This window comes from Allorhizobium sp. Av2 (assembly GCF_021462805.2).
In the GTDB taxonomy this organism is placed as follows: domain Bacteria; phylum Pseudomonadota; class Alphaproteobacteria; order Rhizobiales; family Rhizobiaceae; genus Allorhizobium; species Allorhizobium vitis_G.
Window position 1 is genome coordinate 1791886 of sequence record NZ_CP192696.1, and the last position, 25666, is coordinate 1817551.

At 58.2% G+C, this 25666-nt stretch carries 20 protein-coding genes and 2 pseudogenes; 4 read left to right on the forward strand and 18 right to left on the reverse strand.

Annotated elements, in window-relative coordinates; all coding sequences use genetic code 11:
• Nucleotides 1-180: 180 nt before the first annotated feature.
• On the reverse strand, nt 181-567 hold the full coding sequence (gene yajC / locus FS819_RS08590; RefSeq protein ID WP_156551431.1) for a preprotein translocase subunit YajC: 387 nt from the start codon (nt 565-567) through the stop codon (nt 181-183).
• Nucleotides 568-776: 209 nt separating this feature from the next.
• Here yajC and FS819_RS08595 point away from each other — a divergent pair, with 209 nt between their 5' ends.
• Nucleotides 777-1643 carry an ATP-binding protein gene (locus tag FS819_RS08595; protein ID WP_156551430.1) on the forward strand — a complete coding sequence of 289 codons (867 nt, stop codon included), beginning with the start codon at nt 777-779 and terminating at the stop codon, nt 1641-1643.
• A 116-nt stretch (nt 1644-1759) separates the two neighbouring features.
• Here the strand turns inward: FS819_RS08595 and FS819_RS08600 are convergent, their stop codons facing one another.
• Complete coding sequence (locus FS819_RS08600; RefSeq protein WP_409050151.1) at nt 1760-3367, reverse strand: peptidoglycan DD-metalloendopeptidase family protein; 1608 nt, start codon at nt 3365-3367, stop codon at nt 1760-1762.
• 84 nt (nt 3368-3451) lie between these two features.
• Between FS819_RS08600 and FS819_RS08605 the strand changes: the two genes are divergently transcribed.
• On the forward strand, nt 3452-3622 hold the full coding sequence (locus tag FS819_RS08605; RefSeq protein ID WP_156551428.1) for a hypothetical protein: 171 nt from the start codon (nt 3452-3454) through the stop codon (nt 3620-3622).
• On the opposite strand, the gene FS819_RS08610 is transcribed toward FS819_RS08605, so the two are convergent.
• The 12 genes and pseudogenes from FS819_RS08610 to FS819_RS08665 form a co-directional block, all read right to left on the reverse strand.
• The gene (locus FS819_RS08610) at nt 3619-4272 is read right to left on the reverse strand and encodes a protein-L-isoaspartate(D-aspartate) O-methyltransferase (protein WP_060716777.1); all 654 of its coding nucleotides are present in this window, start codon (nt 4270-4272) and stop codon (nt 3619-3621) included. The two genes, FS819_RS08605 and FS819_RS08610, sit on opposite strands and share 4 nt — an antisense overlap.
• Nucleotides 4269-5039, reverse strand: coding sequence for a 5'/3'-nucleotidase SurE (gene surE / locus FS819_RS08615; protein WP_156551427.1), 771 nt, complete (start codon nt 5037-5039; stop codon nt 4269-4271). Before surE ends, FS819_RS08610 begins: the two co-directional genes overlap by 4 nt.
• A 32-nt stretch (nt 5040-5071) precedes the next feature.
• On the reverse strand, nt 5072-6355 hold the full coding sequence (gene serS / locus FS819_RS08620; RefSeq protein ID WP_156551426.1) for a serine--tRNA ligase: 1284 nt from the start codon (nt 6353-6355) through the stop codon (nt 5072-5074).
• A gap of 74 nt (nt 6356-6429) precedes the next feature.
• A complete protein-coding gene (tatC, locus tag FS819_RS08625; protein ID WP_070164979.1) occupies nt 6430-7242 on the reverse strand; it encodes a twin-arginine translocase subunit TatC in 813 nt (270 codons plus the stop codon).
• A 188-nt stretch (nt 7243-7430) separates the two neighbouring features.
• Nucleotides 7431-8123 (reverse strand): annotated as a pseudogene (gene tatB, locus FS819_RS08630) (Sec-independent protein translocase protein TatB); the annotation flags it as partial.
• 93 nt (nt 8124-8216) lie between these two features.
• Nucleotides 8217-8432, reverse strand: a complete 216-nt coding sequence (locus FS819_RS08635) for a twin-arginine translocase TatA/TatE family subunit (protein WP_015916340.1) — start codon at nt 8430-8432, stop codon at nt 8217-8219.
• 179 nt (nt 8433-8611) lie between these two features.
• The gene (gene scpB / locus FS819_RS08640) at nt 8612-9328 is read right to left on the reverse strand and encodes an SMC-Scp complex subunit ScpB (protein WP_156551425.1); all 717 of its coding nucleotides are present in this window, start codon (nt 9326-9328) and stop codon (nt 8612-8614) included.
• Nucleotides 9329-9333: 5 nt separating this feature from the next.
• The gene (locus tag FS819_RS08645; protein ID WP_156551424.1) at nt 9334-10218 is read right to left on the reverse strand and encodes a segregation and condensation protein A; all 885 of its coding nucleotides are present in this window, start codon (nt 10216-10218) and stop codon (nt 9334-9336) included.
• Nucleotides 10218-11234, reverse strand: coding sequence for a beta-N-acetylhexosaminidase (nagZ, locus tag FS819_RS08650; protein WP_156551423.1), 1017 nt, complete (start codon nt 11232-11234; stop codon nt 10218-10220). The genes FS819_RS08645 and nagZ overlap by 1 nt, the downstream gene beginning before the upstream one ends.
• A 164-nt stretch (nt 11235-11398) precedes the next feature.
• A complete protein-coding gene (locus tag FS819_RS08655) occupies nt 11399-14020 on the reverse strand; it encodes an SPOR domain-containing protein (protein ID WP_197434245.1) in 2622 nt (873 codons plus the stop codon).
• A 134-nt stretch (nt 14021-14154) separates the two neighbouring features.
• Nucleotides 14155-15912, reverse strand: a complete 1758-nt coding sequence (gene argS, locus FS819_RS08660; protein WP_156551421.1) for an arginine--tRNA ligase — start codon at nt 15910-15912, stop codon at nt 14155-14157.
• A gap of 62 nt (nt 15913-15974) precedes the next feature.
• The gene (locus tag FS819_RS08665) at nt 15975-17192 is read right to left on the reverse strand and encodes a deoxyguanosinetriphosphate triphosphohydrolase (protein ID WP_156551420.1); all 1218 of its coding nucleotides are present in this window, start codon (nt 17190-17192) and stop codon (nt 15975-15977) included.
• Between the two features lie 194 nt (nt 17193-17386).
• Here FS819_RS08665 and erpA point away from each other — a divergent pair, with 194 nt between their 5' ends.
• Together erpA and xth are read left to right on the forward strand one after the other, a co-directional pair.
• Complete coding sequence (erpA, locus tag FS819_RS08670) at nt 17387-17719, forward strand: iron-sulfur cluster insertion protein ErpA (RefSeq protein WP_070150521.1); 333 nt, start codon at nt 17387-17389, stop codon at nt 17717-17719.
• A 186-nt stretch (nt 17720-17905) separates the two neighbouring features.
• Nucleotides 17906-18700: an exodeoxyribonuclease III gene (xth, locus tag FS819_RS08675; protein WP_156551419.1), complete on the forward strand. Its 795-nt coding sequence runs from the start codon at nt 17906-17908 to the stop codon at nt 18698-18700.
• Between the two features lie 24 nt (nt 18701-18724).
• On the opposite strand, the gene exoR is transcribed toward xth, so the two are convergent.
• From exoR to FS819_RS08695, 4 genes and pseudogenes are all read right to left on the reverse strand, one after another.
• Nucleotides 18725-19540, reverse strand: a complete 816-nt coding sequence (exoR, locus tag FS819_RS08680; protein ID WP_015916349.1) for an exopolysaccharide production regulator ExoR — start codon at nt 19538-19540, stop codon at nt 18725-18727.
• A gap of 705 nt (nt 19541-20245) precedes the next feature.
• Nucleotides 20246-21403, reverse strand: a complete 1158-nt coding sequence (locus FS819_RS08685; RefSeq protein ID WP_156551418.1) for an OmpP1/FadL family transporter — start codon at nt 21401-21403, stop codon at nt 20246-20248.
• A 545-nt stretch (nt 21404-21948) separates the two neighbouring features.
• Nucleotides 21949-24792, reverse strand: coding sequence for a valine--tRNA ligase (locus FS819_RS08690; protein WP_156551463.1), 2844 nt, complete (start codon nt 24790-24792; stop codon nt 21949-21951).
• Between the two features lie 213 nt (nt 24793-25005).
• Nucleotides 25006-25218 (reverse strand): annotated as a pseudogene (locus tag FS819_RS08695) (PopZ family protein); the annotation flags it as partial.
• Nucleotides 25219-25666: the final 448 nt, after the last annotated feature.

Genomic DNA, 25666 nt, shown 5'->3' on the forward strand with positions numbered 1-25666 from the left:
AATAGACCGGGATCGTCAAACGGAAATGGCGGCTTGATACGCCGAGCAAGATTTACCGCAGGGCAAACCATCGCTCAACATACAAAGCGGCCATTTCAGAGGACGGAAGCGGCTTTTCTCCAGCAGACAGCAGAAAAAAGTCAGGCCGCCCTGATGGGCGGCCCGGTGTTCAAACTTAAATCAGGAGTCGGACTTCGCGGCGTCTGACTTGGTCGCATCGGCCTTGACAACCTCAGCCTTGACCGGCTCGCCCTTGACGCGCACTTCGGCGATCAGGCTGCGCAGCGCCTTGACCTTGACGCCATCGGCGATTTCGACTTCCAGTTCCTTATCGTCAGTGACCTTGGTCACCTTGCCGATCAGGCCGCCGCCCAGAACCACCTGGTCGCCACGGCGAATAGCCGACAGCGTTGCTTCCCGCTTCTTCAGCTGGTTGCGCTGCGGGCGGATCAGCAGGAAATACCAGATCACCATCAAGGGTGCGAAAAGCAGAAGCATTTCAAACCCGGACCCCATCCCGCCAGCGGCAGGTGCTGCATCCTGAGCGAATGCCTGTGTTATGAACATGAGAAACTCCTTCGGAACCGGGGCAGCAAAGATCCTGTCCCCCCTGTTTTGCCGCCGGAATATAGGAATACCCCAAGGGAATGCAACAGAAACAGCGGCTTTGCGTACCGAATCCCCGGTCAATACACTTTCGAACCCTGTATGACCATGGTAGCGCAACGATCACAGGCGGTCTTGAACCACTTTTCACGCATGAACGGAGGCAAAACATGACCGATACGCTGGCTGATCTGCTGCGGGAAGTAACGCGGCTCGCCGACGCCATGGAACGGCTGGCCGGTCCCGCCCCGGCGATTAACGACTGGAGCGGAGCCGATTGCTTCGTCTGGCATCCGGCAAACCAGCATCTGCAACCGGTGCCGCGACCCAACCGCGTCTCGCTCGGCCTTATCAGAGGCGTCGATCGGGTGCGTGACATCCTACATGAAAACACCGAACGGTTCGCGCTGGGCTTTGCCGCCAACAATGTCCTGCTCTGGGGCGCGCGCGGCATGGGCAAATCCTCGCTGGTGAAGGCAGTGCATGCCGATATCGTAAAGGCCACCGGCGTTCGACTGAAACTGGTGGAAGTGCACCGAGAAGACATCGCCTCCCTGCCCGCGCTGATGGATCTGCTGAAAAACAGCGAAGAGCGGGTGCTGCTGTTTTGCGACGATCTTTCCTTCGACCATGACGATACTGCCTATAAATCGCTGAAAGCGGCTTTGGATGGCGGTATCGAGGGCCGTCCGGACAATGTGCTGTTTTACGCCACCTCCAACCGTCGCCACCTGCTGCCCCGGCATATGATGGAAAACGAGCAGTCGACCGCCATCAATCCGTCAGAAGCGGTGGAGGAAAAGGTCTCTCTTTCCGACCGGTTTGGCCTCTGGCTCGGTTTTCATAAATGCAGCCAGGACGACTATTTGGCGATGATCGACGGCTATGCCGCGCATTTCAAGCTTCCGCTGCCGCCTGAACAATTGCACGCCGAGGCTCTGGAATGGGCCACCACGCGAGGGGCGCGCTCCGGGCGAGTCGCCTGGCAATATATCCAGGATCTGGCCGGGCGGTTGCGGGTCGAACTTGAGCGGTAGGCTTATCCGCCCTATAGCAAGCCCCTTATGAAGAAAGGCCCGGATTGCTCCGAGCCTTTCTCAACTTTCCTGAAACGCACTACCTTATTCAAGAAAAAGCTTTCGCCCTGCGACGCCTATTCCAGGAAGCCCATCGGGTTGACCGGGGTCGCATCCTTGCGCACTTCAAAATGCAGGGTCGGTTGGCTGGCATTGCCGCTCATGCCCGATGTTGCCACCTGCTGGCCACGCTGCACCTTCTGGCCGCGCTGAACGGAAATGGCATCGGCATGGCCGTAAACAGTCACAGTGCCGTCGTCATGGCGAACAAGCACGGTGTTGCCGAGTTCTTTCAGGCCATTGCCAGCGTAGATAACCACGCCGTTTTCGGCGGCCTTGATCGGTGTACCGGTCGGCACGGAAATATCGATACCGTCATTGCGCTTGCCAGCGACATTGGCGCCAAACGGAGCCACCACCGCGCCACGCACCGGCCAGCGATATTTGCCGATGCCAGTTGCGTCAGGGGCCTTGTCGCCGGGATCGGCGGAGGCAACATCAGTGACAGACTTGGTCGGCGCGGCAGGCGCCGGAGCCGCAGCAGTCACCTTGGGCGCTTCCGGCTTGGTATTGGCAGGCGCCGTGCTGACAGGTGTCGCGGCCAGCTTTTGATCGGCCTGCGGCAGTTCCAGCGTCTGGCCAACACGGACACCCTGGGTGCCGAGATGGTTTGCCTGCTTCAAGGCCGCAACGGAAACACCGTTTTCGCGGGCAATCTTGGCAATCGAATCGCCCGACTTGACCACATAGGTGCCAGCGGCTGGCGGCGTCTTGCCGGTGCCCGCGGCATTGGTGGTGTTGTTTGCGGCAATATCAGTCTTGACCTTGTCGCGCAGCTTCGGATTGGTCGGCAATACCGCGACCTTTTCTTCCTGGCGCGGCGTCGGTCCGGGAGACTGACCTGGAGGCAACAGCGTGCCTTCGGCAGCCGCAGCCCTGGTCGGCGTATTGCGCGAGCCGAAGGTCGGAATGAGGATAGACTGACCTGGACGTGCGGCCCCTGCCGTCGAAAGACCGTTGGCCTTAACGATTTCCTTTTCCGGCACCCCGTAACGCTGCGACAGGGTAGCAAGGCTTTCGCCCGGCTTCAGAACGACGCGGGGTGCATTGACCGTGCTCCATCCATTGGCACCCTGGCCACTAGCGCCAGCGCCAGCCGCCGGGCCGGGCTTTGCCGGCTGCGGCAGGGTGTTGGTGGACAAGCCATCGCCGTCCTCCAAGGCTGCCGACTGGTGAGTGGCAGCCGGGAATGGCTGCGCCGACGCTGTCTGGCGGCGCGAAGAAATCGGGCCTGTCGATGCGGTGGAACCGGATGGCGGCGCAAGCTCGGCCTTCTGAACGGACACAGCCGACGAAGCCCGCCGCGCTGGCGAATAGGTCTGCTGGGCCGGATAGGGCTGCGTCATCGCCTGCTGGCGATTGCCATAACCGCCACCCGTCGACGCGCTGGGGCCGGACGGCGCATAGGACCCGCCATTATCGACATCGGCTTGCGGCACCGGCGCATTGTCCAATCCGGTGATCTGGCCGCCGGTCGAGGCGGTCGTCATCGTATCGGTTTTGGAAAACAGGCCGGAAAAGCGGCTTGAATCGGAACTGCAACCAGTCGCGACGCTCGCCATCAGGCCAACCCAGAGAATCTGGGCAACAGGCATGCCGGATTTATAAGACTGACTCTGACGCATGATACAACCCACTGACGACGCAACCATTTGTGAGTTTATTAAAGCGCGTTAGTGTTACCGGGCGGTTAACCGCGTGGAATCCTTATGAACATTCCGCAAAAAATCGCAGGAAAACCGGGGCCTGCGTGGCTGGAAACCCTGCTGTGCCGGGGTTTTACAAAAAAGCCATTAACCATAAAAATTAAGGGCACTGAGCCAAGCGCCGCCAAACTGTCCAATTTTGGTAATTTTAGCGGATGCAAAGCTTCCAATTAAAGGAAGGCAGCGACATTTGGAGTCAAAGGAAGATAGGGAACCTCGAACAGGTCTTCCCGCTCAAACCGGCTACCGGTGCGGGTCAGCCGCACCATGACGCAACGATTTTCATCCAAAATGAGCGGAGCCAGCAGCACACCGTTATGGACCAATTGCTCGGTAAAGACTTTTGGCATCGACGGAAACGCGGCTGTCGCGATGATTCGGTCGAATGTGCCCTCGCCCGGCAAGCCCAGGCTACCATCGCCATGGCGGATAATCGCATTGCGGACTGACAATTGCTCCAGACGCGCCTGCGCATCGGTTACCAGCGTCTTGTAGCGCTCCACCGAGACGACCCGTTCGCTAAGACGAGCCAGAACAGCAGTCATGAACCCGCTGCCGGTACCGACCTCCATCACCCGCTGGCCGGGCTTGACGCGCAGGCGCTCGATCAGCCGTACGGCAAGATCGGCCCCTTCCATGAAAGCTCCGCATTCGAGCGGGATCGTCTGGCGGGAATAGGCGTGCTCGGCCAGATGATGCGCGACGAATCGCGAGCGGGGTGTCTGTTCCACCGCCGTCAGCAGGTTGATGTCGGAAATCCCCTCGGAGCGCAGCCGCAGCACCAAGGCGGCAAAGCCCTCTTTTTCAAGCATTGCGGATTTCACGACCCTACCTCCGGGTTCAGCGCGGCGGCGATGATATCCTGAACCGCGTAATCGGTCAGGTCCAGCTTCAGCGGCGTGACCGAAATACGGTTATCACGCAACGTGCTGATATCGGTTCCGGCGCGGAAATTGCCCTTGCGGTCGCCGAATCGCAGCCAGAAATAAGGAAGTCCGCGCCCATCCAGCCGCTCTTCGACGCTGAGTCCGAAGTCGAGCTTGCCCTGCGAGGTGACATCGACGCCCGCAACCTCGCGCGGTTCGCAATTGGGAAAATTGAGATTGAGGAACGTGCCGGGCGGCAGGTCGGCATGCATCAGTTTAGCAATCAGCGCTGGCGCATGCGTTTCAGCCACATCCCAGGGAATGGAATGACCAGCCACGTAGCTATAGGCCTGGCTAAGCGCAAACGATCGCACCCCATGCACCGTGCCTTCGATTGCCCCAGCCACCGTGCCGGAATAGGTGACATCGTCAGCAAGGTTCGCCCCGGCATTGACACCTGACAATACGAGATCCGGCTTGCCGGGCAGCACTTTGCGGATGGCCATGATGACGCAATCGGTCGGCGTTCCCCGCAGCGCAAAGCGTTTCTCGCCAAGCTGCCGCAGCCGCAACGGCTCCGACAGGGTCAGCGAATGGGCAAGCCCGCTCTGGTCGGTTTCCGGCGCAACAATCCACACATCGTCGGAGAGCGTCCGAGCGATTCGTTCCAGAACGGCCATGCCGTCTGCATGAATGCCGTCGTCATTGGTCAGCAGAATCCGCATTGGTCCTCGTCAAGACGTTTCTGAAGCCGGAATTAGCTGGCTTTTTCAATTCTCGTCAGACCGCCCATATAGGGCAACAAGACATCAGGCACAGTGATCGAGCCATCTTCGTTGAGATAGTTCTCCATGACTGCGATCAGGCACCGGCCAACTGCGGTGCCAGAACCGTTGAGCGTGTGGACGAATGTGGTGCCTTTGCCATCCTTGTTGCGGTAGCGGGCATTCATCCGCCGCCCCTGGAAATCACCACAGACCGAGCATGAGGAGATTTCACGGAACGTGTTCTGTCCCGGCAGCCAAACTTCCAGATCGTAGGTCTTGGCGGCGCCGAACCCCATATCGCCGGTGCAAAGCGTCATGGTGCGGAAATGCAGGCCGAGGCGCTTCAGCACCTCTTCGGCGCAGGCCGTCATCCGCTCATGTTCCGCCAAAGCGCTCTGCGCATCGGTGATCGACACCAGTTCGCATTTCCAGAACTGATGCTGGCGAAGCATGCCGCGCGTGTCACGCCCGGCCGACCCTGCTTCCGAGCGGAAGGACGGCGTCAAGGCGGTAAAGCGCAGCGGCAGTTTTTCCTGATCGAGAATTTCACCGGAGACCAGATTGGTCAGCGTCACCTCAGCCGTCGGGATCAGCCACCGACCATCCGTGGTCTTGAACAGTTCCTCAGCAAATTTCGGCAATTGACCGGTGCCATACATCGCTTCATCTCGCACCATCAGCGGCGATGAGACTTCGGTATAGCCATGCTCGCTGGTGTGAAGATCGATCATGAACTGACCGAGCGCCCGCTCCAACCGCGCCAAAGGCCCGGTCAAGACTGTAAACCGTGCGCCAGAAAGCTTGGCAGCGCGGTCGAAATCCATATAGCCCAGCGCTTCGCCGATTTCCGGATGCTCGATGGCCTTATGGTTCCAGACCGGCTTCTGGCCGACAACACGCGTCACGACATTGTCGTGTTCATCCGCGCCAACAGGTACATCGTCCAGCGGAATATTGGGAATGCGCGACAGGGCGTCGGTCAATTCCGCGCTCAGGCGGCGCTCATCTTCTTCGGCAGCCGGCAGGGTGTCCTTCAGCGAGGCAACTTCGGCCTTCAGCTTTTCGGCCAGCGCCATATCCTTCTGCGCCATGGCCGCGCCGATTTCCTTGGAGGCGGAATTACGACGCGACTGCATGTCCTGCATGGACTGGACAACGGCTCGGCGCTGTTCATCAAGCGTGATCAGGCTCTGCGACAGCGGCTCTGCCCCGCGCTTTGCCAGCGCCTGATCGAGAAGCTCAGGGTTTTCACGAATCCATTTGATATCAAGCATCGTCGTTCCAAATATGTAAGCGGACCAGGTATGTAAGCGGACCAAGTCTGTAGCGGGCCGGATTTTGACGCAGGTTATTCCACCTCGGTGGAGGTGCTGGCTTCAGTTGCGGCCTTCTTTGACCGTTCCCTTTCCACGATCTTTGCGGCGTAGATCGAGACTTCGTAGAGAAGGATCGTTGGCAGTGCAAGACCGATCTGGGACATCGGATCGGGCGGGGTTAGCACTGCCGCAACGATGAAGGCGATGACGATGAAATATTTGCGCTTTTCTGCCAGCCACTTGCTGTCGATGATCCCGACCCGGGCCAGAAGCGTGGTCACCACAGGCAATTGGAACACAAGTCCGAAGGCAAAGACCAGCGACATGATCAGGCTGAGATATTCCGAGACTTTCGGCATCAGCGAAATCGCCACATCGCCCTCACCCGGCGCCTGCTGCATCGCCAGGAAGAACCACATCACCATCGGGGTAAAGAAGAAATAGACCAGCGCCGCACCCATCAGGAACAGAACCGGAGAGGCAACCAAGAACGGCAGGAAAGCCTGGCGCTCGTTTTTATAAAGGCCCGGTGCCACGAACTTGTAGATCTGCGCGGCAATCACCGGAAAAGCGATGACCATGGCAGAAAACATCGCCACCTTGACCTGGGTGAAGAAAAACTCCTGCGGCGCCGTATAGATCAGCTCCGCCTTGCTGACATCCAGATGCGCCCAGATCACAGCCCATTTATAGGGGATGACCAGAAGATTGAACAAATGCTTGGCGAAGAAAAAGCAGACGATGAAGGCCAGGAAAAACGCACCCAGCGACCAGATCAGCCGCGTCCTCAGCTCTATCAGATGCTCGATCAGCGGCTGCGGCTTGTCCTCAATGTCGTCGCTCATGCTTCACCCTTGGTGATGTCTTCCGCTCGGGGCTCAGGCTGGCTGGCCATCGTTTCACCAGGGACAGTCTTCTTCCTGGATGCGGTTTTCTTTTTCAATTCTGGCACAGCAGCCGTCTCCGGCAGACCCTTTGCCGCTACTGGCCTTTTGGTGCGCGTCGTCTTCGGGGGCGCACCCTTATCCGATACAGCAATGTCAGCATCAACAGAGGTTTGCGCGACAGGCGCGGTGACGGCTGCTGGCTTCAGATTTTTGACTGGCTTGGAAACAGCCTTGGCTTTTACGGCTTTTACCGCCTTAGGCGACGACATTTCAGACGTTAGCACGTCAGGCGCCGCGACATCCGACTTTGGCTTTCGCACCCGTTTCACCGGTGCTTTTTCCACTGGGGTAACAGTGTCGGCGGCTTTGACAACCGGTGCTGTCACAGGTGCTGCGGCAGCCGAACCCGGCAATTGTGGTTTTGCCAGAGTATCACCCAGCGGTGGCAGCGGCGGAAGATCTTCCGCCGTCATCGGCCGGGCCGGTTCATCCGCCAGCGGCAGACGGCTACTCTCATCTTCAGGGAAATGATCCACCTGCGTCGAGCGCTGGAGATCGGATCTGATATCGGCACCCATCTGCCGCAGCGGATTGATCGCCTCGCGCAGCGCATTGGCGGGGTTCAACCGTTGGGCATCATCTATCGTGCGGCGCACATCGTCCATGTCGGCTTCACGCAGCGCCTCGTCGAACTGGGCGCGAAACTCGCCCGCCGTCTTGCGCAGCCGCGTTGTCATCTTGCCAAAGGCCCGCAGCATGGGCGGCAAGTCTTTCGGACCGACCACAACGATCAGCACGACCGCGATAACCAGCAATTCGCTCCAGCCAATGTCAAGCATTCTTCAGTCTCCTGAAGCCGTCGGCCAAGCGGCGACCCATTCCAGAAACAGACCGGCGCCACTGGCACCGGCCTCATTCAGTTGCACGCATGGTTATTTGTGATCGTCGGCCCTATGGTCCACGGTCTTCGACTGATCAGCAGGCTTAGGCGTCCCGTCAGGGGCCGTATCGTCATCCGACATGCCCTTCTTGAAGCTCTTGATACCCTTGGCAACGTCGCCCATCAGTTCGGGAATCTTGCCACGGCCAAACAACAACAGCACAATCGCCAGAACGATCAGCCAATGCCACATACTGAAAGAACCCATGGTCCCCACTCCTTATTGATCGGTCATACCGATGTAAGATGTTTGTGCATCTTTTTCAAATTACAAAATCTTTTACCTGCTTGGCATGGGAAATGACGGGAGGCAAGACACCGCCGCCGCCCCATCAACAGTCCCGCAGATTTTCATGAGCATTTCTACAGCCCAAGCTCAACAACAGATTACGCATCACGGGCATCGGCGGGTGCCAGCAGGCCAAGTTCCTCCAGATCCAGCTGGGTGATCGGGTCCTCATCCTCACCAAGCGCATCGCCATCCATCGGCATCGGCACATGGAAATTCGCCGGGATTCGGCCTGTCAGCAGTCCCGCCCCTTTCAATTCCTCCATGCCCGGTAGATCGCGCAATTCCTCCAGCCCAAAATGATCGAGAAAATCGCGAGTCGTGCCGAAGGTCACGGGCCGGCCCGGCGTGCGGCGACGGCCGCGAAACCGCACCCATCCAGCCTCCAGCAACACGTCAATCGTGCCTTTGGAGGTCTGCACGCCTCTGATATCTTCGATTTCGGCCCGCGTGACCGGCTGGTGATAGGCAATGATCGCCAGCACTTCCAGCGCCGCCCGCGACAGTTTGCGCACCTCATTGTCTTCACGACGAATGGCAAAGGCCAGATCGGCAGCCGTGCGAAATGCCCAATGCCCATCAACCCGCACCAGATTGACACCGCGTGGCGCATAATCGGCCTGTAGCGCCTTCATCAGCCCGCCAATATCGGTGCCGCGTGGCAGGCGCTCGGCCAGAAAGCCTTCCGAGACTGGCTCTGCCGAGGCAAAGACCAGTGCTTCGACGATACGCAAAGCTTCACGCTCCCGTATGCCAGCAAGCCCGCCTGCCCCATCCTTGGCATCAGCTTCATCTTGTTGATTGTCGCCTGTCATCGCCATCACGCCTGACCACCATCAGCATGGGGCACCAACATGCCCGCCGCGTCCCGGCCCTTGCCGCCCCGCATATAGATCGGCTCGAAAGCGCCCGCCTGGCGAATTTCCAGCTTGCCTTCCCGCACCAGTTCCAGCGATGCAGCAAAGGCGCTGGCAATCGCCGTGATCCGCTCCGCTGGATCGGCCAGATATTGCAGCAAATAGCTGTCCAGCGCCGTCCAATCGCTGATCTCGCCAATCATCCGGTTGAGCAGCGTGCGGGCATCGACCAGCGACCAGACTGTGCGCCGCTCGATAGTGACCTGCGTATAGGCCTGACGCTGGCGTAGATTGGCATAGGCAGACAGCAGGTCGTAGAGACTGGCCTCAAAGGCGGAATTCACCCTGTCAGGCACATGTTCAGGTGCGCCGCGCTGAAAGATATCGCGGCCCAGCCGGTTGCGGTTGACGAGCTTTCCAGCCGCATCGCGCATCGCCTCTAGCCGCTTCAGCCGGAAGGCCAGTGCTGCGGCCATTTCTTCGCCGGATGGCTCGTCGTCCTTGGCTTGCTGAGGGATCAGCAGCCGGGATTTCAGATAGGCAAGCCAGGCCGCCATGACAAGGTAATCGGCGGCAAGCTCGATGCGGATGCTGCGGGCCTGTTCGACGAACAGCAGATATTGTTCAGCCAGCGCCAGAACCGAAATCCGCGACAGGTCAACCTTTTGATTACGGGCCAGAAACAGCAACAGATCCAGAGGGCCTTCGAAACCAGCGACGTCGATGACCAAAGAGGGATCATCGCTGGCCCGCTCAATCGCCGCATCGCCCTGCCACAGCTTCTCCATCGGCGTGGCGGTGCCGCCCTTCACATTGGAGGCCGGAGCGGGTGCGGCAGGCTCTGCCATCACGCCACCGCCATCAGCGAGGCAAATTCCGCACGGATCGCCTGTTCGTCGGCGCCGTCGTTACCGCCGAAAGCCGCCTCAACGGCCTTTACCCGCGCAAGCGCTGCCCCGGCCAGTACGGGAGCGCGCTCGGCCACCTGCACCATTTCCTCCATAATGCCGTGGCAATGCAGCAGAACGTCGTTGCCAGCAGCAACCACCGCCGCTGCCCGCTCGGAAATCGTCCCCTTCAGGGCATTCATCGACAGATCGTCATTCATCAAAAGCCCCTGGAACCCGATCAGTCCCCGGATCACCTCATCCACGACAATGGATGAGGTCGAGGCCGTATAATCTGGGTCATAGGCAGAATAGACCACATGCGCGGTCATCGCCATCAATTCGCCGTTGAGCCGCTGGAAGGGCGGGAAATCATGCGCTTCCAGCTCGGCCCGCGAGGCTGTCACCACCGGCAATTCGTGATGGGAGTCGGCCATGCCCCGGCCATGGCCGGGAATATGCTTGACCGTTGGCAGCACACCGCCTGCCTTCAACCCCGCCGCCGCCGCTTCGCCCAGCGCTCCAACCGTTTCTGGATCGAAACCATAGGCGCGGTTGCCAATCACATTGCTGGCCCCTTCGACCGGCACATCCACCACCGGCAGGCAATCGACGTTGATGCCGTAGCGCAAAAGGTCAAAGGCATGCAGCCGCGACATCAGCCAGGCGGCGCGAAGCCCTTTCTCCTTGTCCTGACGGTAAAGCGCACCGATCTCGGCGCCCGATGGATAGCGCGGACACATCGGCTCGCGGATACGCTGAACGCGCCCGCCCTCCTGATCGATCAGCACAGGCGCATTGCGCCCGCCAACCGTATCGCGCATCTGCGCAACCAGATCGCTGATCTGCGCACCGTCAAGGCAATTGCGCCCGAACAGAATAAAGCCCCAGGGCTGGTGCTCTCTAAAGAACGCCTGCTCATCCGGGGTCAGAACCGGGCCGGAACAGCCCAAAATCATAGCTTTTGCGTGGGTCATGGCCAGACAATAGTCCAGCTTTGCGAAAAGCCGAGGGCAAAGCGCCGATCATGCACAGGAATCCACGAAAAAAGCAGCAGAAAGGGCGCTAATCTGTGGGAATAGCGCCCTTAAACGAAGTCGCATTCAATCAAAGAGAACCGTAAAAGGCTCCCTGTGCGCCTTTAGCGTACCACCATGCAATTTCCGCCAGCGCCGCGATACCGTTCGCAGAGCGACACGGCTTCATCCTTGCTGCCAGCCGGGATACGGACACGGTAATAGGTGCCCTTCCCAGGAATATCGGCGGCCTTGATATCGACGCCCCGACCACCGATCACGCTGCCGAATTTAGCCGACAGGTTCTTATAGCTTTTCTGGGCATCGGCTTCGCTTGGCAGCGAAGAGATCTGAACCAGATAACCACCGGAGCCAGCAGCCGTGCTGGCTGACGCAGGAGGTGCGGAAACAGGCGTAGCAGCTGGCATTGGCTTGGCTGCCGCCGCTGTCTGCACCGGGGAAGACGCCGGTCTGTTGCGCGGAACCGGCATATTGGGAGCCGGAACGCCAGCACTATTCTGGGTGGCGTCAGGTGCAGCCGTCGCCGTATCCGCGGAGGCCATGGCCTGTTCCACGCTCTGCGGAGCAGCAGATCCTGGTTGGGCCGCAGCTGGCTGAGGAGCACCACCTTGGGCGGTCGATGGCTGGGAAGCCGCAGGCTGCTGGGCAGGGGTTTCCTGCGCCACCAGCGAGCCGTCCGGCCGCACAATCATGGTTTTCACCTTACGGGGCGAAAGGCTCTGCTGGTCGCCCTGCTTGGCGGCATCGCCCGGCTGGCCATTCTGCCCCGTCTGCGCGGCATCGCCGTTCATACCGGCCCCGTTTATACCGGCATTGTCAGCCTCTGATTCCTGTTCCAACGGCAAATTGTCAGGCTCCAGCGTGCGCTGGGCGACATCCACCGGCTCTTCCTGCGAAGAGATCAGGCTCTTTTGCTGAGGCTGGTCAGGAGCCGAACCAGACACCCTGTCATAGACCGCCTTATTCTGGTTCGGAACGGACTTGCCACCGGGATCGGCAGGCACGACCTTGACCGGCCCCTTGTCAGCCATCACCACTTTCGGTTCGCTGGAGCTGAACGTTTCGCCCCCACTGGTCTTCATCCAGGCATAGACGCCGCCACCGCCAACCAGCACGACCACCGCTGCCGCAGCCATCGCCACCCAGCGGCGCGAACCGCGCGGCTCTTCGTAATCGTCATAATCCTCGGCCTCCAGTGGAGTCGGCACAGGACCACCGGGTCTGGCACCAAAACTATGGGGACCATCGAGGCTCTTGCGAAAATCTTCCTCCAGTGCCTTTTCGAACACGTCGAAATCATCACTGGGCATATTCTTGACCTGCTCGGCCAAGGGCGGCATGGGCGCCACCGGCGCAGCAACAGCCGCCGTGGCCGCGACCTGCGCGGGCTTTGATGGCGCAGATGCCGAACGCGGCTCTACCGTCTGATCCAGCAATGTCGCCAGTTCGGAATCGATATCGAAATCGTAATCCTGCCGATAGGTGGCAGGCGCAGCATCCTCCACAGGCGGCAAATCGGGAACGTCCAGATGGGCGACCGCTTCCAGGTGTTCGTCTTGATCCGAAATTTCGGCGGCATCAAACGGCAGCGGAACGGGTTCACTCACATGCTGCGGCCCCGGTTCAGCAATGAGCGCTGGCGCCTGAACAGGTGCGACCTCTGGCGGACGGGACGGCTGATGCATAGCAGGACCAGCCACAGCGGCTGCGACGGGCTGCGGCTGCCTCTGCTCTGTCACCGGTGGCGCGGACTCAGCCTCCAGCTCGGATAGATCGAGTTCGATCTCTTCCAAATCGAAATCAAAATCGCCACCGAAAGGATCGGCCTCCTGCTGGGCTAACGATGTTTCGTCCTTAACCTCGGGCTGATGGTCATGGCCTGTAGCCGCTGCCTGCGGTTCGAATTGAGGCTCTTGCACCGAATAGGCAGAAGCCGCGACGGGCCGCGCGTCCACCTCTTCATTGCGCGCCAAGGCCTCGAAAAAGCTCGGAACCTCGAGCGATGGCGGGGCAAGCGGCGCACCTGCGAAAACCGAATGGGCAACAGGCTGGAAAAGCGGCGGTTCACGGCGCTGGGCGAAAACATCCTGCGTGGGCGCTGCCTGTACTGGTGATCGCGACGCTTCGGGGCTGAACCCAAAATCGAAATCCTGCTCCATCTCCGGAACATCACGCTCCGGGTGGATAACAGGGGCAGCCGCTTCAACCGGCGCAGGTTCCATCACCGGCTCGTGCCGCTGCCGGGTCTGCTCTTCATGGCGTGTGGCACTTGAACGCGAGGTAGCAGCACTGACCGGATTGAAATTGGCAAGCGGCAGACGATGACGCCCATAGCCTTCGGTTGGATCGGCTCCGCCGGAACGGGCTGATGGCGGTTCTACCGCCACGTCACCAACCGACCACTCAAGTTCATCTGCAAGAGATATGTCCGACGCAGAAGACCCGGTTGGCGACAGAGCCTCAGCACCACCGAATGATACCGGCTCGTGCGCCGATACCGCTTCATGGGAATATCCGGCCGACGGCTGGGATACGCCGACGTAGGCAGGCGCATCAACGTAACCGTCAAGATCCTGAAGCAGCTCGTCCTGCAAATTGACCTGATCATGCGCTGGCGAATGCCGGTGCGGCTCGGGTGCCACAGGCGGAGTCATATTCGGAGTCATGGGAGGGTCACGACGCGCCACCGGCGCATCGTAGCCGACGAGACGGGCCAGCTCTGCCAACGGATCGTCATCCGCAAACGCACTGCCTGCTGGATCCCTGCTATATGCAGCCTGTTTTTGCACCATAACCCTACACTTCCACTCGCTACGCGACCATCGGCTTGCCAGCGCAATGTGGGGAATTGGTGACGATACTATCGCATCTCTTGCGGAGCATCCGTGCCGGTAATGGCCAATCCGGACTGCAACACAGAAGCGACAGCATGCACCAGCCCAAGTCTGGCAAGACTTGATTGTCGGTTTTTATCGTTAACAAATCGTAATTCCGGCTGATCCTTGCCCTTATTCCAGTGAGCATGGAACGAACTAGCCAGATCGTAAAGATAAAATGCGATGCGATGCGGTTCCATTGACTGGGCCGAAGCTTCAATGATTCGCGGGTATTCCGCAAGCTTAGCAATCAATTGTACTTCGCTCGGCTCGGTAATACCAGCCACGGCAGCTTCCAGAATGTCAGGCGAAAGATCGATATCGCCGAAAGCCTCGCGCGCCTGACGGAAGATCGACATGCAACGGGCATGAGCATATTGCACGTAGAAGACCGGATTGTCCTTGGACTGTTCCGTCACCTTGGCAAAGTCGAAGTCGAGTGTCTCGCTGCTTTTGCGGTAAAGCATCATGAAACGCACCGAATCACGTCCCACTTCCTCGACCACGTCGCGCAACGTCACGAAATCGCCCGACCGCTTCGACATCTTGACCGGCTCGCCATCGCGATAAAGCTTAACGAGCTGGCAGAGCAGCACCGTCAACTTGGCTTTGCCCTCGGACACAGCCTTGGCCACTGCCTCCAGCCGCTTGACATAACCACCATGGTCAGCACCCAGAACATAGATCATCCGGTCGAAACCGCGATCATACTTATCCTTGAAATAGGCGACGTCGGCAGCAAAATAGGTATAGCTGCCATCCGACTTGATCAGTGGACGGTCGATATCGTCGCCGACTTCGGTGGAGCGAAACAGCGTCTGCTCGCGATCTTCCCAATCTTCAGGCAATTGTCCCTTCGGCGGCGGCAGCGTACCGCGATAGACATGGCCCTTGAAGGTCAGATCGTTGATCGCGGTGCGGATCGCGGCAGCCCCATTGGCATGCAATTGCCGCTCGGAATAAAACAAGTCGTGATGCACATTAAGGGCTGCGAGGTCCTCACGGATCATCACCATCATCGCATCGATGGCGCGATCCTTGACGACATCCATCCACTGCTCTTCCGGCATGTTGTGCAGACGCACGCCGTATTCCTGAGCCAGCGCCTCGCCGACCGGTATCAGATAATCGCCAGGATATAGGCCAGCCGGGATATCGCCGACAGCCTCGCCCAGCGCCTCGCGGTAGCGCAGGAAAACGGAGCGGGCCAGCACGTCGATCTGCGAGCCCGCATCGTTGATGTAATATTCCTTGGTAACGCCATAACCGGCAAAGGCCAGAAGATTGGCCAGCGCATCGCCGACCACGGCACCCCGGCAATGGCCGACATGCATCGGCCCTGTCGGATTGGCCGAGACATATTCGACATTGACCTTGCGGCCAGCCCCGGTTTGCGAGCGGCCGAAATCCGTGCCTGCAGCAATCACATTGGCCAACAGCCGCTGCCAATAGGCAACGGACAGGCGGATATTCAGGAAGCCGGGACCGGCCACGGAAACCTCGGCAATATCCGCATCTTCCTTAAGCTTTTCACCGATCAGATCGGCCAGAACCCTGGGGCTGACGCCGAGCGGCTTGGCCAGAACCATCGCTGCATTGGTTGCGGCATCGCCGTGGCTTGCATCGCGCGGCGGCTCGACGACGATCCGCTCGAACGATAGCTCACTTCGCTTTTCCTTTACAAGATCAAGGGTTTCCAGCGCAGCTTTGATTCGATTTTCGAAATCGGCGAACAGGTTCATGAGGATCAATCCAGACAGATGCAGGTCGAGGCCAGCCCAACAGGCGGCGTTTCGCCCGCTGCCTAGCGCAAATCGGGTGTATGGTCAAACAGCTGCCGGTGGACACGCACCGCATAAGTGTCGGTCATCCCGGCCAGAAAATCACCGACATGGCGGGCTTTGGCGGGCGTTTCCAGCCCTGCCGTATGCTCCACCCAATAGTCGCTGCGCATCAGGGTCGGATCGGCCATATAGGCCTTGAAGAGATCCGTGACGATCTGGGCGGCACCAGCGCGAATGCGCATGATATCAGGATGGCGGTAGATTTTCGAAAACAGCAGCTTCTTGATCTGCCGGTCGGTCTCGGCCATTCCTTCCGAAAAGGTAATCACGGTTTCACCCGCCTGGCGAATATCGTCAGCCGACATCGGGCGAATACGCGATAGCCGCTCCTGGGCCACCGCAATCACATCCTCGACCATCCGAGTGATCTGGCGGCGCATGATCTCATGGGTAAACCGGTCGGCCTCCAGATTGGGATAGCGGTCGCGCACATCGCGCATCAAACCAGCCAGAAACGGCACATCCTCCAGCATATCAAACGTCAGATAGCCAGAGCGCAGACCATCGTCGATGTCATGGGTGTTATAGGCAATGTCATCGGCAACGGCGGCGGCCTGTGCTTCCAGGCTGGCATAGCTGGCAATATCGAGATCCTGCATCTGGCAATACTCGATGATTGGTAAAGGCACCGGTCCGCGAGTCCCCTCACCGTCCGCATTCATCAGCGGCCCATTGTGCTTGACCAGACCCTCCAGTGTTTCCCAGGTCAGGTTAAGGCCGTCGAATTCGGCGTAGCGGCGCTCCAGTTTGGTAACGATCCGCAGCGATTGAGCATTGTGATCAAAGCCACCATAGGGTTCCAGCAATTCGTGCAGCGCATCCTCGCCAGTATGACCAAACGGTGTGTGGCCGAAATCATGCACCAGTGCCACGCCTTCGGCCAGATCCTCATCGATGCGAAAGGCGCGGGCCAGCGCCCGGGCAATTTGCGCCACCTCGATCGTGTGGGTCAACCGGGTGCGGTAATGGTCGCTGTCGGGGCCGATAAACACCTGGGTTTTGTGCTTGAGGCGGCGAAAAGCGGTAGTATGAACGATGCGGTCGCGGTCGCGCTGGAAATCGGACCGGGTCAGGCTGCCGCCTTCCGGATAGAGGCGCCCACGCGAATTCCAGGGATCGGCAGCAAAAATAGCCCGTTCTCCAACACCGAATCCCAATGCATTTCTATCGATTGTCATGCCTGCTCTTCATCCTGCCCATTGACGCTCTCGCCTATGGTTCATACCTATAGGAAAATCCCGTGCAAGGCACCGGTTTCCTCTTTATAATGACCTAACTTCCTGCCAATTTTTGCTGCTTTGCAGAGAAGTTGACAGGTAAAAATAGACAAACCCCAGGTTTCTACGGGCCTTGAACCCGTCAGGAGGCAAAAATGACCACGCAGACAGTTACAGTTTCGGAAAACGCTGCCAAGCGCATCGCCAAAATCGTCTCCAGCGAACAGGACAAACACGCTCTGCGCGTCTCTGTCGAAGGCGGCGGCTGTTCTGGCTTTTCCTATAAATTCGACCTGGACCAAGGCCCGCAGGATGGCGATCTGGTGATCGAACGGGACGGCGCGACGCTGCTGATCGATCCGGTATCACTGGTCTATATGGCCGGGTCGGAAATCGATTTTGTCGACAACCTGATGGGTCAATCCTTCCAGATCACCAATCCCAATGCGGTGGCCAGCTGTGGCTGCGGTACCAGCTTTGCCATGTGAGGCTTTTGTGGGTTCCGCATAATTCTCCGTGGCAAACGATGGGCTTTCAGATAAAACTCAGGTCTGAACCTCGAGTTTGTCAGGTTGATATTGAACCAGAAAAACACTCGGTTATCTTGTTTTCGTTTGTCTTTTCGGGAAAACCGCATTCCACTTTTCCCTGACAAACTCTAGGAAATCCCACCGATGAAAATTGCCACCTGGAACATCAATGGCGTGAAAGCACGCCTTGCCAATCTCTGCCAATGGCTGGAAAGCTCGTCGCCAGACATTGTCTGCCTCCAGGAAATCAAATCCGTCGATGAAGGCTTTCCACGCGCCGAGATCGAGGCTTTGGGCTATCATGTGGAAACCCATGGCCAGAAGGGTTTCAACGGCGTCGCGCTTCTCTCAAAAATCAGGCCGGACGAGGTCAATCGTGGCCTGCCTGGCGACGAGGCCGATGAACAGGCGCGCTTTATCGAGGGCGTATTTTCGGTGGCCGATGGCGTATTGCGGGTCTGCTCGCTTTACCTCCCCAACGGCAATCCCTCCGACGATCCGGTGAAATACCCCTACAAGCTGGCCTGGATGGCGCGGTTGCAACGTTTTGCGGCGGATCGGCTTGCCCTGGAAGAACCGCTTATTCTGGCAGGCGACTATAACGTCATCCCGCATCCGCATGATTGCTTCGACCCGGCGGTCTGGGCCAATGACGCGCTTTTCCTGCCCCAAACCCGCGCCGCATTCCAGTCCCTCGAAAATCTGGGACTGACCGATGCTGTCCGTGCCACGACGGATGCAACAAAACTCTACTCATTCTGGGATTATCAGGCTGGCGCCTGGCAGAAGAACAACGGCATTCGCATCGATCACCTTCTGCTCTCGGCAGAAGCCACCGACCGACTGGTCTCGACCGAGATCGAAAAGCATGTGCGCAGCTGGGAAAAGCCATCCGACCATGTGCCTGTCATCGGGCATTTCAATTTCGTCGCAGCATAAAAAGGATGTAGCGGGTCAGCCCGTTCAGGGCTGTTCCTGCACCTGCGGTACGAGCGCCACGGCAACGCGGCGATCTTTTTCATCGGCAAGCGAGAAGGCGCGCTCCTGTAGATCCTCGATCCATGGGCAATCCTTCGGCGCGCATTTATCGAGCGCCGCCGTGAGAAAGGCGAGGCCACGGGCCGCCTGTCCTTCTTCGAAAATCACATCGCCAAATAGCGCCATGGCGCCAGCATGGCCATTCTTGCGGGCAAGGTTAAGCCATTTCTTGGCCTGCTGGACGTTGCGTTTGCCGCCCTCGCCCGCCAGCAGCATCTTTGCCAGTTCGAACTGGGCTTCCGGGAAACCAAAGGCGGACGCCGCCTGGAAATAAAGCTGACGGGCCTGGACCAGATCGGACTTAACCGGGCTGCCAGCAATGCCCTGCTGATAATAACTGGCAAGCGAGATCAGCGCATTAACGAAATAGACCGTGTCTTCCGAGCCCGGCTCTACACCCTGATTGGCAATTTCAGAATAAATCTTGAAGGCTTCATAATCGTTTTTGACGACGCCATCGCCATCGGCATACATATTGGCCAACGCCCAGCGCGATCCGGTGTGACCTTTTTCAGCCGCATAACGATAGGCTTCAACAGCATCCTGCGTCTTGCCGCTCTTTTGAGCGTTGAAGCCGAACTTGAACAGATCGAAGGGACCGGACTCCTTGGAGACACCGGCCTTGAAGTCGAATGCATGGGCACAGCCCGTATAAAACAGATTGCCGAGCGCCAATGACAGCAGCAGAAAGGCTGAAGACTGTCCGATTGTCCGCCCCTGATTACCGTAAACCTTAAACATTTCCACGACCAAAGGCCCTTCTACGCACAAGCGAAGGATTTACGACAGCGCCAGAGCCAACAACGTCCGCAGCCGGGTACAGATCCAAATCCCATAAAGAACGCAACCAGATTGAAATCCGGTAAATTATTCTTCGCGTCCTCTCTATTTTCCCCAACATAAAATGCCTTTCGGGCGAGAAAGCGGCCTGAGACCTGAAACTGCGGCCGGTATACTGCTCTACGCCTTTTGCTCTGTCGAATAAGTCGGAGCCTCCTGAAAAACCGAGGTTTTTCATCCGAACCCATATTCTTTCGATCAAGCAAGCGCAGGGATTGCACACCCGGAACTTCGCAACGATCTTGTGCTGCGCTCTCTTTGTGGCGGGAAATAGACATTTTAGCACTGAGAGGATTACGACCGAGAGGATATAAAATATGTTGCAAAAAAAGCACAGAACGGACAGCCCGAGCATAGCAAAATAAGCCACAGGCCGGGCAACGCATCCACCTGTCGAGCCCCTCTCCACAGGGCCGTGCACCATATTTAGCGGACACATGTTCACTATCGCTCCGCAACTCTCAAGGGCGACGTCAGGCATAACGAGGGGACGAGCGTAAGACACGCTGAAAAGCCTGAGTCGGCTTCGTCGTGGCTCCATTAAGGAAATGGCGCGGTCGCTCATTCGAGAGCAACCGCGCCATTTCATAGAGTCATGAACAGATATCAGAACTTGATCTGGTAGGAGCTACCGAAGGCATAGGCCCAGTCGCCATTAGCGGTTGCATCATAGGATGCACCCTTGGCATAACTTTGGCTCCCGGCAGTGAGATAGCTGACCCCCGCCCCAACACGCAGATCGCCTGGCCCAAGCTTGATCTCGGTTCCTACACCCAACGTCCAGGTGTCGGTCATGATATCGGCGCCATTACCTACACCCTTGTCCCAGGTGATATTGACGGTACCTGAAACGCGATCGTTAAACTTGTGGCCAATGCCCGCCTGGATGGTCCAGCCATCCTTCCAGAAAAAATCGTCCCGCTGGGCGCCAAGGCCGGTAATATTGTAGTTGAGCGTTTGCAAAACGCTCCAGTCCGTCCACTTGACAGAGCCGTAGGCAAGCCAACCCGGCGCGATACCGCTTTGCAGACTCAACTTGAGTGATTGCGGCAAGGTGCCATAACCATCGGCAGAAACGGCACCAGTGCCCAGCAGCGCCGACAGGGCACGCGGCGTGAAGTCACCATCGGCCTCTTCCTTGATCTGCGAACGATACATCAACTGGGCACGCATCGCATATTCGGGAATGTCATAGCCCACACCCAAGCGATATCCGACAGACGAATTATCCTTCAGGTGCAGCGCTCCATAATAGGAATCGGCCGTGTAATCGAAATCCTGGAAGAAACCGCCACCCAACACATAGAGCTTGCCAGGACCAACGTCGAAACGCACGGCGCACGTGCCGCCATATTCATTGGTGATAAAATGCTTCTTGGTGTAATAGTTGAAATTGCCTGAAGCCGCCCCGGCCAACTGGTCGGCACGACGTGTATCCGTTCCATAGGTGGAGGAAGCGCCGAAGGGCTGGGTATAGGTAAGGGCGCAGCCCAACGTATCGGAAATCTGGACCTTGGCGGCAACACTGGGGATCCAGTAACTGTCACTAAAACTACCGTCAGACGATTTCGATCCACCCACCGTGTCGTATTTACGCTCCGGCGAGACGAAGACAGCGCCAGCGCGAGCTTTGACTTTCCCCTCCTCGTAAAGAATGTCGGTATCGGCCTCACCTCTGGAAAAGCCGCCCGCCAGTGCCGCCGTGCTGGAAAGCGTCGCTACGACCAAAGCCAGAACGCCCCGCGTAATTTGTTTTTTTGACATGTCCCCTCCACACATAGGAATTTTGTTGAATGAAGCCTAACCTATTAAAACTAAATGACAACTTCACGAAACACTACTGCAGCGCACCATATGAAGGGATCGTTTTACGTAAGGTCTTATTAACGCCGCAAAATTGACAAATTGAAAGGAATGTTTTGCGTTAAACTGGGATTATCCCCGAGTTTACGGAATAATATTTTACATTTCTTCACAACCGTTGCGAAACAGCAACGCTGCCTCTATTCATCATTCCTAAGATTTCAACGGTATTTTTTTGCAGCGCAAAAACAGCATTCCGCTGGACGATAAGTCACTGGCGTAAGCTGTTTCACGATCAAAAAACCGAGGGCGTTTCCACCTTCGTGTACAATCACAATGGAAATGATATCGGATGGCTACAGCATCCTTCGTGGGTTTTAGATCACACAGGAACACGGAAAACCCGTCTGGTTTTAATTGAACCAGACGGGTTTTCATTTTTCATATTATCGTTTGCTTTGCTAGGAAAAGCGGCTCCACTCTTCCTAAGGCAGACTCCAGGAAGGTCAACCAGCCTCGTTGATCCGCTGCAGGGCCACAGCCAGCACGCCGCGCTGCTCTTCCAGTTCAGCAAGCCGCTGGCGCTCAGCGGCCACGACTTCCGGATCGGCATTGGCAACGAACTTCTCATTGCCAAGCTTCTTGCGACCCTTCTCGATATCCTGATCGACCTTGCCGATCGATTTTTCCAGTCGGGCTCGCTCAGCACCAAGATCGATCAGGCTGCCGAGCGGCAGGCAGGCTGTCGCCTCGCCAACGATGACCTGGGCCGAACCCTTTGGCGCTTCCGGCGCATGGCTGATGTCACCCACCCGCGCCAGCCGCTTGATGGCAGCTTCATGATGCTCCAGCCTGGAACGGGTCACACCATTGGCACCAACGACGGTGAGCGGTGCGACAGCGGAAGGCGGCACATTCATTTCCGCCCGGGCCGAGCGAATGCCGCTGACTAGGTCCACCAGCCAGTTGATATCGGCAGCCGCCTGCTCATCGCTGAAGGTAAGAACCGGCCAGTCGGCATGGCACAGCAGCGTTTCGCGCTCGACACCCTCACCTGCGGTATGCGCCCACAGTTCTTCCGTCATGAATGGCATGAAGGGGTGCAGCAGCTTGTAGGTCTCTTCCAGCACATAGGCCGCACAGGCCTGGGCTTCAGTTTTGGCAACCTCGTCTTCACCGGCAAAGACAGGCTTCAGCAATTCCAGATACCAGTCACAGAACTGGTTCCAGACGAAGCGATAAAGCGCGCTGGCCGCATCATTGAACCGGAAATGCGCGATGGCCTCTGTGACTTCGCGTTCAGCCCGCGTCAGTTCCGTCAAAATCCAGCGGTTGATGGCCAGAGTCGCTGCTTCCGGCAGGAAGGACGGATCGGACTTCACGCCGTTCATCTCGGCAAAACGGGTGGCGTTCCACAGTTTGGTGCCAAAATTGCGATAGCCCGCAACCCGTGCCGTATCCAGTTTCACGTCGCGGCCCTGGGCGGCCATGATGGTCAGCGTGAAGCGCAGCGCATCAGCGCCATATTCATCGATCAGTTCCAGCGGGTTGATGACATTGCCCTTGGATTTCGACATTTTCTGACCGTTCTTGTCGCGCACCAGCGCATGGACATAAACGGTTTCAAATGGCTCAACCGGATTGCCCGCTTCATCCTTCATGAAATGCAGGCTCATCATCATCATTCTGGCAACCCAGAAGAAGATGATATCAAAACCGGTCACGAGCACATTGGTCGGATAATAGCGCGCCACTTCCGGTGTTTTTTCCGGCCAGCCGAGCGTAGAGAAGGGCCAGAGCGCCGAGGAAAACCAGGTGTCGAGCACGTCTTCGTCACGGGTGAGGATCTCGCCCGGCTTGAAGTTCTCGATCTTGTCTTCCACGAAAGCCTTCATCGGCCCTTCATGCGACAGATAATGTTGAATGGCGGCGTGAAGCGCCGTTTCCTCGTCCTTTTCGACGAAGACCTGACCATCCGGACCATACCAGGCCGGGATCTGATGGCCCCACCAGAGTTGGCGCGACACGCACCAGGGCTGGATATTCTCCATCCATTCGTAATAGGTCTTGTCCCAGTTTTTCGGCACGAATTTGGTGCGGCCTTCGCGCACGCTATCGATGGCGGGCTTGGCCAGTGTCTTGGCATCCACATACCATTGCTCGGTCAGGCGCGGCTCGATCGGTACGCCGCCACGGTCGCCATGCGGCACCATGTGCTTATGCGGCACAATCTTGTCGAGCAGGCCTTCAGCCTCCAGGATCTCGACGATCTTCTTGCGCACGAAGAACCGGTCCTGGCCTTCCAGCTCGGCCCAGACCATCTGCTGTTCGCGGCTTGGGGTCAGCCCCTCCAGGAAATCGTCATTTTCTACAATGGTCACGGTCGCATCGATATTGAGGATATTGATCATCCTCAAGCCCGCGCGTTTGCCGACATCAAAATCGTTGAAGTCATGGGCGGGCGTCATTTTTACAGCGCCTGTACCTGCCGTCGGATCGGGGTATTCGTCGCCGACAATAGGAATTCTACGGCCAACGATCGGCAGGATCACATGCTTGCCAATGATCGACTGATAGCGCGCATCATCGGGATGAACGGCAATACCGGTATCGCCCAGCATGGTTTCCGGGCGGGTGGTGGCGACCACCAGGTAGTCGCGGGTCTCCCATCCCGTCGCCTTGCCGTCTTCATCGAAAGCAACAGGATGCTGGTAGGTCACGCCTTCTTCCAGCGGGTAGCGCAGGTGCCAGAGATTGCCGTTGACCTCATGCTGTTCGACTTCCAGATCGGAAATCGCCGTCAACAGCTTGGGGTCCCAATTGACGAGACGCTTGTCCTTGTAGATCAGGCCCTGCTTGTAGAGGGTGACAAACACTTCCAGAACCGCTTCGGACAGGCCCTCGTCCATGGTGAAGCGCTCGCGCGACCAGTCGCAGGATGCGCCAAGCCGCTTCAACTGGTTGAAGATCAACCCGCCCGATTCGTCCTTCCACTCCCAGACCTTGTCGATAAAGGCATCACGGCCCATCTCGCGGCGGCCCGGCAGTTGCTTTTCCATCAACTGCCGCTCGACCACCATCTGCGTAGCAATACCGGCATGGTCCATGCCTGGCTGCCACAGCACATCCTTGCCGCGCATGCGCTCGAAGCGGATCATGATGTCCTGCAAGGTATTGTTGAGCGCGTGGCCCATATGCAGCGACCCGGTCACGTTCGGCGGCGGGATGACGATGGTAAAGCTTTCCGCACCCGGCTTGGCATTCACACCGGCGCGGAATGCCTCCGCCTCATCCCAGGCCTTGGCGATTTTCGGTTCTACGCTTGCGGAATCATAGGTCTTATCGAGCATGTTCTGACCAGACATTAAGGCCCTACCGGTTCACGGGAACGCGGGCGGACGTTGGATTTCATTGTTTTCGTCAACCACGTGGTAAAGCGGACAGGTCGCGCAGTGTCAAGAAAGGAAAGCAAAAAGCCGCCCATTCACAAGGCGGCTTCTGATTGTTCCAGTTCGATGTTTTGATACGCACGCCTGCCGGGAGCAGCCTGCGGCACCGCTCTCTTAGCGGCGCGGACCACGCGCAATACGTTCGATTTCTTCGCGCACCAGACGCTCAACCAGCGTCGGCAGATTGTCGTCAAGCCAGTCCTGCAACATCGGCCGCAACATATCCTGGGCAATTTCATCCAGCGACCTGCGCTGCTGACCATCGACGACAGCTGCCAGTTCCTCAAAGGACTTGGCCACCTGCGCACCGGCCTGCATGGACAAAAGCGCACCTTGTCGAGTATCGCCTTGCGTATTCGCCTCTTCGGCCTGCTCCTGAGGGGCGACCGCAGCCTGGGCCACAGGTTCCGACTGCAACAGCGCTTCGATATGGCGCTGGCTGGCGCTCATGGCTTCCGGTTCGGCGATTCGCGCTTGTGCCAGGGGCCGGACCTGCCCCATAGACCCCGCTTGCTCCGTAGCAATCTCGCGAAAACCACCAATGGTGTCAGATATGTAGGAGGACGCCCCACGACCATCGCGAGACGGTGACTCTTGCTTGGAAAAAGCGGAGGGAAATTCAGAAGGAAACTCGGAAACGCCAGGCTCTTCGCGCCGCTCAGACGTGGCGCGCACCCGCGCCGCAAGATCGGCAAGCGAAACCGGCTTTGCGGCATGTCTTGCGCCATCTGCTATCTGCTGTCCGCCAGCACCCTGATCGCCTGCCCCCTCAGAG